Origin of the sequence: Propionigenium maris DSM 9537 (genome assembly GCF_027925155.1) — a bacterium.
In the GTDB taxonomy this organism is placed as follows: Bacteria; Fusobacteriota; Fusobacteriia; order Fusobacteriales; family Fusobacteriaceae; genus Propionigenium; species Propionigenium maris.
Genome location: NZ_BSDY01000008.1, coordinates 83614 through 98032, shown reverse-complemented (window position 1 = coordinate 98032; position 14419 = coordinate 83614). Strand labels below are relative to the sequence as shown.

11 protein-coding genes are annotated in these 14419 nt (G+C 42.0%); 1 reads left to right on the top strand and 10 read right to left on the bottom strand.

All coding sequences use genetic code 11. From position 1 onward, the window contains the following. Positions 1–121: 121 nt before the first annotated feature. From QMG11_RS09945 to lipB, 9 genes are all read right to left on the bottom strand, one after another. Positions 122–427, bottom strand: a complete 306-nt coding sequence (locus QMG11_RS09945) for a PG0541 family transporter-associated protein (protein WP_281835651.1) — start codon at positions 425–427, stop codon at positions 122–124. A gap of 127 nt (positions 428–554) precedes the next feature. After that, positions 555–3638 (bottom strand): efflux RND transporter permease subunit, encoded by a 3084-nt coding sequence (locus QMG11_RS09940; RefSeq protein ID WP_281835649.1) that lies wholly within the window; start codon positions 3636–3638, stop codon positions 555–557. Positions 3639–3648: 10 nt separating this feature from the next. Further along, a complete protein-coding gene (locus tag QMG11_RS09935; protein ID WP_281835647.1) occupies positions 3649–4728 on the bottom strand; it encodes an efflux RND transporter periplasmic adaptor subunit in 1080 nt (359 codons plus the stop codon). A 12-nt stretch (positions 4729–4740) separates the two neighbouring features. Beyond that, positions 4741–6006, bottom strand: coding sequence for a TolC family protein (locus tag QMG11_RS09930; protein WP_281835646.1), 1266 nt, complete (start codon positions 6004–6006; stop codon positions 4741–4743). Next, on the bottom strand, positions 6007–6639 hold the full coding sequence (locus QMG11_RS09925) for a TetR/AcrR family transcriptional regulator (RefSeq protein WP_281835643.1): 633 nt from the start codon (positions 6637–6639) through the stop codon (positions 6007–6009). A gap of 511 nt (positions 6640–7150) precedes the next feature. After that, positions 7151–8425 carry an adenosylmethionine--8-amino-7-oxononanoate transaminase gene (gene bioA / locus QMG11_RS09920; RefSeq protein ID WP_281835640.1) on the bottom strand — a complete coding sequence of 425 codons (1275 nt, stop codon included), beginning with the start codon at positions 8423–8425 and terminating at the stop codon, positions 7151–7153. A gap of 46 nt (positions 8426–8471) precedes the next feature. After that, on the bottom strand, positions 8472–9503 hold the full coding sequence (locus tag QMG11_RS09915; protein WP_281835638.1) for a M50 family metallopeptidase: 1032 nt from the start codon (positions 9501–9503) through the stop codon (positions 8472–8474). A gap of 69 nt (positions 9504–9572) precedes the next feature. Continuing rightward, positions 9573–10244: a dTMP kinase gene (locus QMG11_RS09910; RefSeq protein ID WP_281835637.1), complete on the bottom strand. Its 672-nt coding sequence runs from the start codon at positions 10242–10244 to the stop codon at positions 9573–9575. Between the two features lie 62 nt (positions 10245–10306). Continuing rightward, positions 10307–10972: a lipoyl(octanoyl) transferase LipB gene (gene lipB / locus QMG11_RS09905; RefSeq protein WP_281835636.1), complete on the bottom strand. Its 666-nt coding sequence runs from the start codon at positions 10970–10972 to the stop codon at positions 10307–10309. Between the two features lie 411 nt (positions 10973–11383). Here lipB and QMG11_RS09900 point away from each other — a divergent pair, with 411 nt between their 5' ends. Then, on the top strand, positions 11384–12853 hold the full coding sequence (locus QMG11_RS09900; protein ID WP_281835633.1) for a Na+/H+ antiporter NhaC family protein: 1470 nt from the start codon (positions 11384–11386) through the stop codon (positions 12851–12853). Positions 12854–13272: 419 nt separating this feature from the next. Here QMG11_RS09900 and dxr read toward each other — a convergent pair whose 3' ends face one another. After that, entirely contained in the window at positions 13273–14415 is a 1143-nt protein-coding gene (dxr, locus tag QMG11_RS09895; RefSeq protein WP_281835632.1) for a 1-deoxy-D-xylulose-5-phosphate reductoisomerase, read from the bottom strand. Between the last annotated feature and the right edge of the window lie 4 nt (positions 14416–14419).

Below are 14419 nucleotides of genomic sequence, written 5' to 3'. Positions count from 1 at the left end.
GATTTTCTGTAATTATTCAATACTCTTAAAAAAAATATTGTTAAAAATGATAACACATTAAGTATTAAAATTTCTTTTTGATACACTTTTTACTTTTTTTTCACATGTGTTCTTTACGTTCCTATGGCACATATACGTCCACAGGCTGAACTATTATCTTAAAAGTAATGTAATAATCCATTTCATTCTTTAGCCTTTTGTACTTTTCCAGCAATCTTTCAGCTATGTTCTTCTCCACTATAAGTACCAGTACACTGTCTGTTCCAGGCCAGACATGGGTATTTAAGTGTTTTTTTTCCTTCTCCCAGGAACCCTTCAGTCCGGGGAATATCTGATACTGCTCTATCTTCTCCTCCTCTAGTATCTTTAGCAGATCCCTCTCGAGAGCAGTGTCAAATACAATCTTAAACTGCTTATACTCCACCATAACTATCCCCCCATAAAATTCAATAGTTAGTATCTAATATACTCTAAACTTCTCTCTTAACAAAGTCTATTTATGAAAAAGGGAAGAGGTCCTCCCCTTCCCTTCTTCTTTTTAGGTGATTCACACCCTAGTCCCTCTCTCCCTCAAGCTCTATCTTCAGCTCTGATTTTGCTTGGGCTTTTCTTTTTCTAAAGACCTCTACCCTCTCCAGGGCACCGTTGTAAATAGAGTATAGAACTGGTATGAATACCAGTGTCAGAAGTGTTGAGAAGGTCAGCCCGAATATTACCGCTATGGCCATCCCCTTATACATCTCACTTCCCTGACCTATTCCAAAGGCAAGTGGCATCATTCCAAATACCGTTGTCATAGTTGTCATTATAATAGGTCTAAGTCTCGTTCTTCCTGCTTCCATAATAGCTTCATTTCCAGTTATCCCACGAGCTTTAAGAAGGTTCATATAGTCGATAAGTACAATGGCATTGTTTACCACGATACCTGCCAGCATTATTATACCTACAAATACCATTACGTTGGTATCCTCTCCAGTAAGCATAAGCCCTGCATACACTCCTATTACAGACAGTGGAACAGATCCCATTACTATAAATGGAAGAATATATGACTCAAACTGCGCTGCCAGAATAAAGTAGATAAGGAAGATAGCTACCATAAATGCAAATATCAGCTGTCCCATTACATCCTGAAGGTCCTTTCCGTCTCCACCGAAGGAGTAGGTAACACTTCTAGGAAGGTTTAGATCATCTATTATCTTTTCCACAGCTCTCTGGGCATTTACAAGGTCCATCTCTCCCACTGTATTTGCCTGAAGCTCTATCATTCTGATTCTGTCTTCCTTCTCTATACCTGCTGCTCCCTCTACTATCTCAAGGGTAGCTATATCCCTAAGCTTTACAGATCCTCCATCTCCAGTTGCTATCCTTGCATCCATAAGGAGGTCTGTGGATTCCCTGTACTTCTTCTTCAGCTGTACAGTTACATCCAGCTCATCGTTACCAGTCTTTATGGTTACAGGTGTTCCTCCCCTTATCTGATAACTTACAGCAAAGGTCAGGTCCGTCACCTTTATTCCATAGTATTCCAGTTTCTTTCTGTCCAGAATAAGTCTGGCTTCCGGGTTTCCTCCCAGCATGGAGTTGGTTACATCGGTAAGTCCCGGAGTTGTTTCCATCCTTCTCTGAATCTCCCTTGCGTAGCTTTCCATTTGAAGTACATCATCGGATTTCAGTATCAGGCTCATGTCGCTGCTTCCTGCTCCCCTTACAAACTTAGGAAGCACTATCAGGTTTACATCGGGAACCTTTCCAGTAAGTTCCCTTCTGATATCTCTAACTACATCAAATATACTTACATCTAGCTCCCTTTCACTTGGGGTTCCTATATTCACTACCACCGTTGTTACATCCTTGGATACAGATGTAGTATAGATCTTAGTTGCCGGGTGGTTAGCGGCTGCCTCTTCAAATACCTGGGCTATCCTGTTTACCTTAGCTACATCCATTCCACTCGGCATATCTCCAACTATTGTATAGACTCCGTCATCTGTAGTAGGGAAGAATCCTCCTCCTACTGTCTTTACTCCAGTTCCTACGATTCCTACAAAGAGAAGAATAGTTATAACTATAGTTACTACTCTAAATCTCAGGGCTTTTCTCAGAAGCTTTGTATATACCTCCTTTACCCCCTTTATTACCTTCCCCTCTGCATCCAGCTTCCTATCCGATCTAAGTATTCTGCTGCAGACCATAGGTACAAAGGTTACGGCAACTATTAGGGATGCCAGCAGTGAGAAGGCTATTGAATAGGACATATCGTGGAATATCTCCTTTGCCAGCCCCTCCCTTATTACAATGGGAAGGAATACTGCTACCGTTGTAGCTGTGGAAGCTATAATAGGTACCACCATCTCCGATGCTCCGTCAGAGGCTGCTTCCATCCTAGGCTTCTTCAGTTCCGTCAAGTGTCTGAAGATGTTGTCCAGCACTACAATGGAGTTGTCCACCAGCATTCCCACTCCCAGGGAAAGTCCCATAAGGGAGATCAGGTTAAGGGACATCCCCTTGGCACCAAACATACTAAATGTTGCTATTACCGATACTGGTATAGATATGGCAATAACTATAGTAGCTCTCAGGTCCTTCAGGAAGACAAAAAGAATTATCGATGCCAGAACAAGACCGGTCATGGCATTGTTTTTCACTGAGTTTATAGAGTTTACTACATCTGTGGAGGAATCTACGTTTATCTCAAAACCTGCTCCCTCTGGCAGAAGGGGCTCCAGCTCAACTAACTCCTCCTTTACTGTATCCGCTATATCCAGGATATTTCCTGTATCCGACTTCTGTACCCAGATAATAACGTTGTCCCTACCATTGGTTCTTCCGTAGTCCTCCCTGTCCTTTACATCGATCCTTACATCTGCCACATCTGTCAGGAAAAGGGTCTGAGCACCATCATTTTTTACTACGATGCTTCTCATCTCCTCCAGGGTTTCAGCTTCACCAAAGACCCTCACAAGGAACTCCTTGTCCCCCTCCCTTATATATCCTGCAGGGAAATTTACACTGGCATTTCTTACAAGGTTATAGATATCCGTTATATTCAGTCCATACCCTTCCAGTTTATCGGGATCTATCTCTATAAGGATCTCCTTTTCAAATCCTCCCCTTATGGAGATCTCACCAGCTCCGTCTATCCTTTCAAACCTTGGTTTTACAACATTTTCTGCAAAACTCTTCAGCTGAATCTGATCCTCTCCTGTGATACTGAGCATCATTACCATATCTCCAGAGGATCCGCTCTTTCTTATCCTCGGCTCGTCTATATCATCTGGCAGGTCAGCTCTGATTCTACTTACCTCAGTTACCAGATCATTTACCTTACTATCTATATCCTCACCATATCTGAACTCAACTATAATCTGGGATCTTCCCATAGTTGATTCAGTGGTTACCCTTGTGATACCCTCTACAGATGAAAGGGCATCCTCTATCTCATATGTCACCAGCTTTTCCATATCCTCTGGGGATGCTCCCGTCCAGGTTGTGGTTATGGATGCCACTGGTATATTAAACTTAGGCAGTCTCTCTGCCTTTAGGTTTGTTAATGTCATTACCCCCAGTACTACCATGGAGATGATTATCATCATGGTAGTTACAGGACGTTTTATTGAAAATTCTGATATTGTCATCTATCTCTCCTTAATCCAGCACCTTCAGATTATCCTTATCTTCCAGTAAAAATTGTCCCTCTACTACCACATTAAAGTTATCCGGCAGCTCATTGCTTATAACCTCTACACTTCTAGGCTGAGAGTATCCCCTCTGAATCCTTACCTGCTTGGCCTTACCATCCTCTTCTATAAAGATATATGAGTAGAGATCCTTTACCACTACAGATTCAAGGGGAACAACAAATCCCTCTCTCTCACCTGTCTGGATAGTTACCCTTGAGTACATACCCTTCTTCAGCTCACCACTCTTATTGGGAAGCTCTATCTTAACAGCAAACTTCTTACTTACAGGATCTGCCACTGGGTTTATCTCATAAACCGTCCCTTCATAATCCTCATACATTCCCTCTGGAGCGATTATAGCCTTTCCACCAACTTTAAGGCTATTAACCTCTCCCCCGGAAACTGCTGTATTTATCCTCATGATGGTGTCATCTACAACTGTAAATATCTTTTTATCCTTGGCTATCTTCTCATAGAGCTTTACATCCATGTCTGTCACTACTCCAGATATCTTGGCTCTCATTGTAAGGTTATCATAGTCCTCCTTAACCTTCATATAGTTAGCTTCAGTCATCTTCAGAGTACTTCTACTCTGGTTATAGGCATTTCTCACGCTTAAGAACTCATCCTCAGATATAAGGTTCTCTGCATAGAGTTTTTCAAACTTTTTAAAGTTTATCTCCTTTGTCTCGTAGTCGGACTTGGCTGAGATAAGGTCTGCCTCTGCACTTAAGTATGTTGAGGATACATTCTGATCCCTGAGCCTTATGATTATATCTCCAGCCTTCACCCTGTCACCGTTTCTATAGTTTATCTCTACTATATCTCCCCCTGTTTCGGTTACCTGAGCCACTTCATTTATTGGATCTATAATACCACTAGATATATCATTTCTTACTATATCCCTCTTCTTTATCTCCTCTACCCTTACGGACTTATATGCCTCTTCCTTTTCCGTTGCAGGGGCTGTCCCCTTTCCCTTCTCTGCCTTTCCACAAGCACCCAGGGATAATATCACCATTATCAGTAGTAACGCTTTTTTCATCTCTTCCTCCCGCTATCTCAATGAATCTTTATATCTCTCATATGCTAAGTAGTAATCAAGCTGTGCCTGAATAAGCGCCAGCTCCGCTTCCCTCAGAACATTTTCTATCTGTAGGAAATCTATTACATCTGTAAGTCCGCTCTCATACCTTCTTCTCTCCAGGTTCAGGTTCTCCTGAGCAGACTCCACTGCTGCTACCTGTTCATCTACAGTCCCCTCCAGTCTTATAAGGTCCAGATAGAAGCTTCTTACCTCTACCTCTATATCATCCCTTGCTCTGGCCTCTAGATTCTCAGATTTAGTAGTATTGTTCTTGGCTCTCTCATAGGCATCCATATCCTGACCAAAGGAGAAGAGGTTCATGCTTACCGTTACCCCTGTATTCCACTGCCAGTCATCCCCAGAGTCATCAAACCTTGAATCCTCTGAGCCATAACCAAACCTGTAATCCACCTCTGGGAGAAACTTGGCTCTGGCTGCTGCTTCCTCAGCCTTTGCTATCTCTACATTCAGCTGGGCTATCTTGGAGTCCTTGTTGTTCACCCTTGCAAACTTAACATCTGCGTCCAGGTCTACAAGGTCAAGATCATACCTCTTGTTATCTATAGGAATCAGCTTTATCTCCACATCTCTGGATATTCCCAGCTCATTTTTCAGCTCTACCTCTACTATCTTAATCCTGTTTTCCGTCTCTATTATGCTGGTTCTGTTGTTTATCACCCTTGTTCTGAATGGAAGTACCTCGGATTTCGCAATAAGCTTGAGCTCATACTTTCTGTTGGCTCTGTTATACTGCTCCTCTACTTCCTTCAGAGACTTTTCAAACACTTCTTTACTCTCATTTAGCTGAAGTATGGTAATGTACTTCTCTATAATAAGTAGCCTGAGATCGTTCTTGGTATTGTCATACTCATAGATAGACCTCTCATTTATGCTCTTAGCTGCATCTATTCCAGCTCCGATAGTTCCACCACGATATAGGGGCTGTACCAGCTCTACATTGTGGGAGTATCTGGTTTTTCTCTTGTCCCCAGTGTCACCATAGATCTCCTCTGCGTTCCTGTCAAACCTTCCGCTGTAATCTAGCTTAGGCAGAGCTTCCTTGTAGGCTTCCCTTACCTGAAGGTTGGAGTTAGTCAGATCAATATCTGCATTTCTCAGGGTGTAGCTGTTTTTATATGCCATCTCTATGGCCTCTTCCAGGGTAAGCTTAATTGGTGCTCCCAGAGAGACTAAGTTTATGGATAAAATCAGCATTGTTAAAACTAACTTCTTCATCTAATCCTCCTTAACCATTGCCTTTATGTTTAAATTATAAAACTGATCTATATACTTCTCTATATCCACTCTCTTTAGGATCTTACTTATCCTTTCATAGTCCTCCTCATCCTTGACCTCTATCCTTACTCTTTCAGCCATTATATCTTGATAGGAAAATAGTGCCGCCATAATAGAGGGAAGTATTATATCTAGCTCCCCTCTATACTCCTCCTTTATCTCCTCTATATTTTCATTAAAAAACTCCTTTATGAGCTTGTCTCCCCTTCTCCCCAGCTTCTCCCTGAGAAATTTAAGGAGCATTATCTCCCCGGTTCTTCTCAGACTTAGGATCATGTAGAAGAGTTTTGGATCCTCCACAAACCTGTTAAACCTCTCCCTCAGATACATCTTTACCTTTCCTTCAAAGTCCAGTCCTGAAGTCCTCAGATCATTAAAGAGCCCCACATACTTCTCCATCTTCTGAACCATTATATCCTCCAGAAGATCCTCCTTGCTTGAAAAGTAGGTATAAAAAGTCCCCTTGGCAACTCCCGCCTTCTTAGTTATATCTTCAACTCTTGTAGCCGCTATTCCATTTATGGAAAAATAAAACATTCCGGCCTTTATAAGCCTCTCCTTCTTACTGTTCACAATTAAAACCTCCCATATTGACCGACGAGTCAAAACTATACTAACAAAAAATGACCGGCAAGTCAATCAAATGAATTCTTTCCTTTTAATTTTAATTTTCATTTAAGGTCTTGGCTACCACTCTCTCTTCTAATCCTTTAAAGATAAAGGGTTTTGGCATAAAATTTACTCCAAAAAAAAGGAGAGTCCGCTTCACTATGAAGCGGACTTATGAAAAAGAAATTACAAATAACTATTCAAGTCTTACTATTCTTTTCAATATTAATTTGGGAGATGCCTGCCCTAGGGGCAGGCAATTATGAAAAAGAAATATCTTAAATCTTACGTCTTTTAGTCGTAAGTTCAGAGGTAATAGTTTAAACTTTTTTACTTAAAATATTTTTAATTTAAATCATCTAAACTACTACCCTTCCTTCTATAAACTATTAGTCGAAACCTCCCCTGAAAAAGTTATATTTTTTCTAAAAAAAATTCAGCATCCCAGATAACTCTGAAATACTGAACCTTTACACTAGTTTTTCCTTTGATCAAACCATTCCTTCATTACATCCACTATCCTACCCATCTCATCTTCCTCTACTATATAAGGTGGCATAGTATACATGTAATTCCCAAAGGGTCTCAGCCATACTCCCCTGTCATAGGCAAACTTCTGGAACCCCTTAAGATCCTTGGAGTCCTTTACCTCGACTACACCAGTAACTCCAAATACCCTCTTGGAATCTATAAGATCAGACTCTATCTCCTCAAACCTCTCCACTAGGTACCTTTCAATCTTGGCTATCCTCTCCAGGTAGTTGTCCCTCTTAAATATCTCAAAACTCTTCAGTGCCACAGCACATGTTATGGGGTTCCCCATATATGTAGGCCCGTGCATGAAGGCGTGCTCTGGATCATCTGAATAGAAAGCTTCAAATACTTTTGTAGAAGCCACAGTAGCTGCATGTCCCAGATACCCTCCAGTAAGAGCCTTCCCCAGGATCATTATGTCGGGAACGATATTTGTATGGTTTACAGCGAAGAGCTTACCGGTTCTTCCAAACCCCGTTGCTACCTCATCAAAGATTAGGAGTACATCATACTTGTCGCAGACCTCCCTGGCTCTCTCCAGATACCTTGGGCTGTAGAAGTTAAATCCTCCCGCTGCCTGAATTAGCGGCTCCACTATAAAAGCTGCTATCTCATCATGCTTCTCTGCAAGAACCTCCTCCAGCTTGGCTATATCCTCCTCTACCTCGGTTTCAGTTACATCATATCCCCTTCTTGGAGGATCTATATGGTAGGCATCCTTAAACACCTTGGAAAATGCCCCGTGGAAGTCTGGGTCATCCCCCACCTCCATGGCCTTAAATGTATCTCCGTGGTAGGCATTCTTCAGCCCCACAAACTTAGACTTCTTTTCATACCCCTTGTTGTGGAAGTACTGGATGGCCATCTTCAGGGATACCTCTACCCCCACCGATCCGCTGTCCGAGAAGAATACGTGGTTTAATCCCTCTGGAGTTATATCTACCAGAAGTTCCGCCAGATCCTTGGCCGGATCATGAGTAAGCCCCCCCAGCATTACATGGGAAAACTTCTCCATCTGCTCCATAGCGGCCATATTCAGTTCATGGTTGCTGTATCCGTGACAGGCACACCACCAGGAAGCTACACCATCTATCAGTTCATTTCCACCCTTTATCTTTATCTTAGTTCCCTTGGCACTCTCCACGTGGAAGTTCTCTTCCTTGGTCTTCATCTGTGCATAGGGATACCACAGCTTCATATTCTTTATATTTTGCATCTTATCCACCCTTTTATCTAAAAATCTCTTCTAAACTTCATTACACTTACTTTCTTATAAACATATTACTCACATCATTCATGGTAATAAGCAGGATAAGTCCCAGAAGGATTATCATACCTGCCATATGCAGCCTCTCCTCCAGCTTCTTGTTAACATTTACTCCCAGAAGCTCCAGTACCACAAACACTATCCTTCCCCCGTCAAGAGCCGGGAAGGGCAGCAGATTAAATATTCCTATATTTACAGATAAAACTGCCGTTAACCACACAAGAAGAAGAGCTCCCCCCTTACTTGCCTGCTCCACGACCTTTATCATTCCCACAGGTCCGGTCACCTCATCTGCCTTGACCTTACCAGTTACCAGCATCTTCAGACCGTTCAGAGTCTGGGCAAAGATATCCACAAAGGTAGTTCCCGTTACCTTGAACCCCTCTGCCAATCCATACTTTTCCACTGAATAGTCGGGAAGTATTCCTATTATAGGCTGCTTCCTTTCCTCGTCATAGTAGGGTTCTATCTCAAGAGCTACATTTTCATCTCCCCTTAAAACCACCATCTTGAGGGTGTCCCCCTCCTTCCTTATCTCCTCCCTGACTACTCCAAGGATCTCATCCCACTTATCTATACTCCTGTTATTTATCTCCAGGATCTCGTCTCCCTTTTGAAGGACATTATAGGCTTTGGACTGCTCCATGACATTTCCAACAACTGCCTCTTCATTCTGTATTACCTTTCCGCTGGCAACTACCATCCCATAGATAATCACAAGGGCCAGGATAAAGTTCATAAACACCCCTGCAAAAAGAACTATAAACCTTGCTATAGGAGGCTTGCTGTTAAATCCGTCCTTTACCTTGCTCTCCACTTCCATTCCCTCTATATTTACAAAACCTCCAATGGGAATAGCCCTTATGGAGTAGGTTGTTTCAAGGGTTTCATGGGAATAGATCTTAGGCCCCATCCCTATGGCAAACTCCGCAACAGGCATCTTAAAGTATTTAGCCGTCAAGAAGTGCCCCAACTCATGTATAAATATTATTATTCCTAAAATAAATATCGTTATCAGTAAATTCATCCTTCCTCCAAATAGAACTTTTATATGGAAGGTTTACCTAGCAGCAGGTTCCAGCCTTAAACCCCAAGGCTAGATAATTCCCTCTGCCAGGTCATACACTTCCTGAGCTATCTCATCGATGGTCTTAAGACCATTTTCTCCCACACACTTAACTTCCTTCCATCCATACTTCTCAGCTATCTCACAGGCATTTTCATAGGCCTCTCTCAGGTGATCGCTATCTCCCTCGTGGATGTCCTTTTTATCTTCGCCAGTTATCTTATTTTTCCTTGTTTCCATGAGTTTTCTGGCCATCTCTGTGGGCATATTCAGGAATATAACAAGGTCGGGCTCAGGTATCCCCATCTTTCTGTACTCCAGGTCCTCCAGCCAATCCAGGTAGCTTTTCTTCTCTGAAGGGTCCTCTAGCTTAGATGCCTGGTGCACCATATTTGATGTGGTATATCTATCGGTTACCACTATAGATCCCCCATCATACTCTCCCTTCCAGTCGGTCATATATGATGCATATCTGTCGATGGCATACATAGTGGATACTGGGTAGGGATTTATCTTCTTGGCATCCCTTCCAAACTCTCCGGCCAGATACATCTTTACTGGCTCTGAAGCCGGACTCTCGTAGTTGGGAAAGGATATCTTTCTGCTCCTTCTTCCCTCACTTGTAAGCCTCTCATACAGCTTTTTTGTCTGAGTTTCCTTGCCGCTGGAATCGGTTCCCTCTATAACTATTAATCTTCCCACTTTTTCACCTCTTAATTTAAATACTTTACTTATAGTATAACAAAATTATAGTAGAGCAACAACTAAAGAAGGTCTTTTGCCTGACCTATTATGAGCTCACACTGAAACCTTCTCTGAAAACTTCTCCAGAGGGCATCAACTATTACCTGTCTCTCTATCTGCTCCCTGTAATCCTCTATTCTGGCTACCCCATACTCCATTAGTCCGCAGGGATTTATCCCCTTAAAGAGATCCAGATCTATCGTGTGGTTCAGGGCAAAGCCGTGGGTTGTAACCCACCTCTTTACCTTCACCCCTATTGCACATATCTTCCCACTGTCGGTCCACACCCCTGTTTTTCCCTGAGATCTGTGGTTTTCCACCCCTATCTCCTCCAGAGCATCTCCCACTACCTCCTCCAGAGCGCTCAGATACCAGTGGAGATCCTTTTTATAGTTTTCAAGGTTAATTATGGGATACCCCACAATCTGCCCAGGACCGTGAAGGGTCACCCTTCCCCCTCTTTCCACTGAATATCTTTTTATCCCCATAGCTTTCAGAGTTTCCTCGGAGTAGATTACCTCATCCTCCTCTGAAGCTCTTCCCACTGTTATTACAGGATCGCTTTCACTTATGAGAAGGTAACCTACATCCCCCTCTAGAGCCACCTTACTTTCCAGTTTTTTTTGTATCTCAAGAACCTCCAGATAATCCATCCTTCCAAGGTCCACTGCATATACTCTGTTCATCCTCTACACCTCTTTTCTAGATTTCTCAGATAGTTCTAGTATACCTCAAAACCCAGAGCAGTTAATTTTTTTGAATAAATTTTACAAAGATTAAAATACTCTCCCCGAAGATTAATAAAATTATAAAATTAAAAGTTAATAAAGTGTTTTTTAAAAATATTGTAGATCCAGCTCAGAAGATTAACCTTGTTTTTATTAACTTCAACAATCATCGCCCCCTTTAAAAACTCCACATATCAAAATTAAAACCAGTTAATAAATTAACTAAATTTTAATCTTATCTTTAAAAAAAATTTGAAATTGAGAAAAATCAGTATATATATATTTAATGTTGAATAGTTTTTCTATGAAATTTATTCATCCACATTAAAATTTAAATTTTAATAAAAACAATTAAAAGAGGGGGATATTATGGGGTTGTTAAAATTAACACCTGTTTTTTTGATGGCAGGACTTATGATGGGAGGGTTTGATGCACTTGTGGCGGCACCGCTTGCCACTATCTACGCAGCTTTTATTGCGTATATTACAGAAAGGGTTAAGATGCAGGACCTTTTTGATTCTGCAGTGGACAACGTTAAGGAGATGATACTGGTATTTTTTATACTTATGTTTGCCTATGCAATGGCAGAGGTATTTATGGTGAGTGGTGTGGGGGCTTCTATCATAAAGCTCTCCCTCAACTTAGGACTTACTGCTAAAACTGTAGCTGTTACAGGTCTTCTTGTAACAAGTATTCTCTCTGTAGCCACAGGAACTAGCTGGGGAACCTTTGCTGCCTGTGCTCCTGTTTTCTTGTGGCTGAATCATATAGTAGGAGGAAATATCCTTCTTACTACCTCAGCCATTGCCGGGGGGGCGTGTTTTGGAGACAGTATCGGTCTTATTTCAGATACCACAGTGGTTACATCAGGTATACAGAAGGTAGAGGTTATCCACCGTATAAAACATCAGGGAGTCTGGTCCCTTCTCTGTCTGGTAGTGGCAGTGGGAGTATACTATGGTGTCTCTGTTATCATGGGACTTCCCTCAGAGATCGGAAATGTTACAGATGCCATAAACCAGATACCTTCAGACGTTTGGACAGCTCTGGGAAGCGAGAGGCCCTCTGCAATAGTTCTTCTGAATCAGGTTAAGGGGAGTGTTCCAGTGTATATGTGTATTCCCCTAGTACTTGTTTTAGTTGCAGCTATCAAGGGACTTCCCACTGTAATCTGTCTCCTTACTGGAATTGTCTCCTCCTATATCCTGGGAAATATCGCAGGTACCATAGGTTCCACAGGGGAGTTTTTAGGTCTCCTCCAGAGCGGATTTGAGGATGCAGGTTCATGGGTTATCGTTATGATGATGTGGGTCTCTGCCTTTGGGGGTATCATGTCCAGGATAAAGGCCTTCGATCCATTGTCAAGGTTGATCCTGAAGGCCTCCAACTCCGTAAAACAGCTTATGTTTTACAATGGACTTCTGTCTATAGTTGGAAATGCAGCACTGGCCGATGAGATGGCTCAGGTGGTGACCATTGGTCCCATCATAAAAAATCTGGTAGATGACAATGTAGAGGGGAAGGAGGAGGATATCTACAGACTTAGACTTAGAAATGCCGCCTTTGGATCTGCCCTGGGAGTATTTGGTTCCCAGCTTATTCCATGGCATGTATATATAGGTTTCTACCTGGGGATTGCCTCCACTGTATATCCCCTCCACACCTTTATAGCTACAGATCTGATAAGATATAACTTCCTGGCTGTAATAGCGGTAGCCTCACTTCTAATCCTAACTGCCACTGGTTTGGACAGGTTCATACCACACTTCTCCATGCCATCGGAGCCTCAGATCAACCTAAAGAAGAGAGGGGAGGCCAAGGAAAAGGTCCTTGTATAGGAGTAGATAAAAGATTAAATATAAAAAGAGAGACCCTTGGGTGGTCTCTCTTTTTTGAGGGATTATTATATTTAAAAAATGAGAATTATTATCCGATTAAAGTATCTATAAAAACCTTATTCTTGCTCTTCTTCTCTTCTTTGGAATCTTCCTTTAAAAGAGCAGTTTCAAGATAAGATTTTCTTTCCTGTATCAATATACTATATTTTTTGTAAATTATACCAATATATAATATTGATGTTTTTTTGATAATCTATCCACTATATCCCACCATAGACAACTATTTTTCTGACTAATAAAAAGCAACCTGACTTTATATCCTAATAATCACTTGAAACAATTACTATTTCATTTAGTTTTTTATAAAATCCATATTTTCCTTAATAATAGAAATTTCTGGGAAGTTCTCCCCGGAGATTCTAATACTTTCTATAAATCTCATCTCTGAGACTTCTGTCTATCTCCTTTATCTGCTCTATATTCTTTAGTTCCACTGGAGTGTGCTTCCCCATAGCTTCCTCTATTATCCTATAGATATCCAGGTACTGGATCTTACCCTGAAGGAATAGATCCACTGCTACCTCATTGGCAGTATTGTAGATAAGAGGCATACTCATTCCAATCTTTCCAGCTTCAAAGGCAAACTTCAATCCCTTAAACACCTCCATGTCTGGAGCTTCAAAGTCCAATCTCGACAGCTTTACCAGATCCAGCCTTTCAGTGAGGTTATTTTCCCCTCTCTCTGGATAGGTAAATGCATACTGGATAGGTACCTTCATATCTGTTATTCCCAGCTGGGCTATTACAGACCTGTCCCTAAACTCCACCAGGGAATGAACTATACTCTGGGGATGAACTACTACCTCTATATCCTCATAGTCTATCCCAAAGAGGTAGTGGGCTTCTATTACCTCTAGCCCCTTATTTACAAGAGTTGAGGAATCGATGGTTATCTTCCTTCCCATTGCCCAGTTTGGGTGCTTCAGAGCGTCCTCAAGCTTTACCTTCTCCAGGTCCTTTGTAGTTCTACCTCTGAATGGTCCTCCAGAAGCTGTAATTATAAGCTTGCTTACCTCTTCTCTTCTTCCGCTTTCCAGGCTCTGGAAGAGGGCACTGTGCTCACTGTCCACAGGTATTATCTCCGCTCCATACTCCTCTACCATCTTATTTATCAGCTCCCCTGCACATACCAGGGTCTCCTTGTTGGCAAGGGCTATCCTCTTCCCCTTCTTCACCGCTTCCACTGTTGCTTCTATTCCCACATTTCCGCTAACTGCAGTAAGAACGATGTCTGCTTCATCCAGGGCTCCCAGCTTTTTCAGCCCCTCCTCTCCCATGTATACGGTGAGTTCAGGATACCTCTCCTCTATGGCTCTCCTCCCCTCCTCAGTTCCTATGGATACATAGATAGGATTAAACTCCTCTATCTGCTCCATGAGAAGTTTATGGTTTCCATGGGCACTCATAGCCACGATCTGAAACTCATCCCTGTGGGCCCTTATGACATCTATGGCACTTGTACCTATACTTCCAGTGGATCCCAATATAGTTATCTTTTTCATACTT

Bases quoted from the DNA above. Each gene is read 5' to 3' on its own strand.
- QMG11_RS09915 (WP_281835638.1), bottom strand. From the start codon at position 9,503: ATGAATTTACTGATAACGATATTTATTTTAGGAATAATAATATTTATA.
- QMG11_RS09935 (WP_281835647.1), bottom strand. From the start codon at position 4,728: ATGAAAAAAGCGTTACTACTGATAATGGTGATATTATCCCTGGGTGCT.
- QMG11_RS09930 (WP_281835646.1), bottom strand. From the start codon at position 6,006: ATGAAGAAGTTAGTTTTAACAATGCTGATTTTATCCATAAACTTAGTC.
- bioA (WP_281835640.1), bottom strand. From the start codon at position 8,425: ATGCAAAATATAAAGAATATGAAGCTGTGGTATCCCTATGCACAGATG.
- dxr (WP_281835632.1), bottom strand. From the start codon at position 14,415: ATGAAAAAGATAACTATATTGGGATCCACTGGAAGTATAGGTACAAGT.
- QMG11_RS09945 (WP_281835651.1), bottom strand. From the start codon at position 427: ATGGTGGAGTATAAGCAGTTTAAGATTGTATTTGACACTGCTCTCGAG.
- QMG11_RS09940 (WP_281835649.1), bottom strand. From the start codon at position 3,638: ATGACAATATCAGAATTTTCAATAAAACGTCCTGTAACTACCATGATG.
- QMG11_RS09900 (WP_281835633.1), top strand. From the start codon at position 11,384: ATGGGGTTGTTAAAATTAACACCTGTTTTTTTGATGGCAGGACTTATG.
- lipB (WP_281835636.1), bottom strand. From the start codon at position 10,972: ATGAACAGAGTATATGCAGTGGACCTTGGAAGGATGGATTATCTGGAG.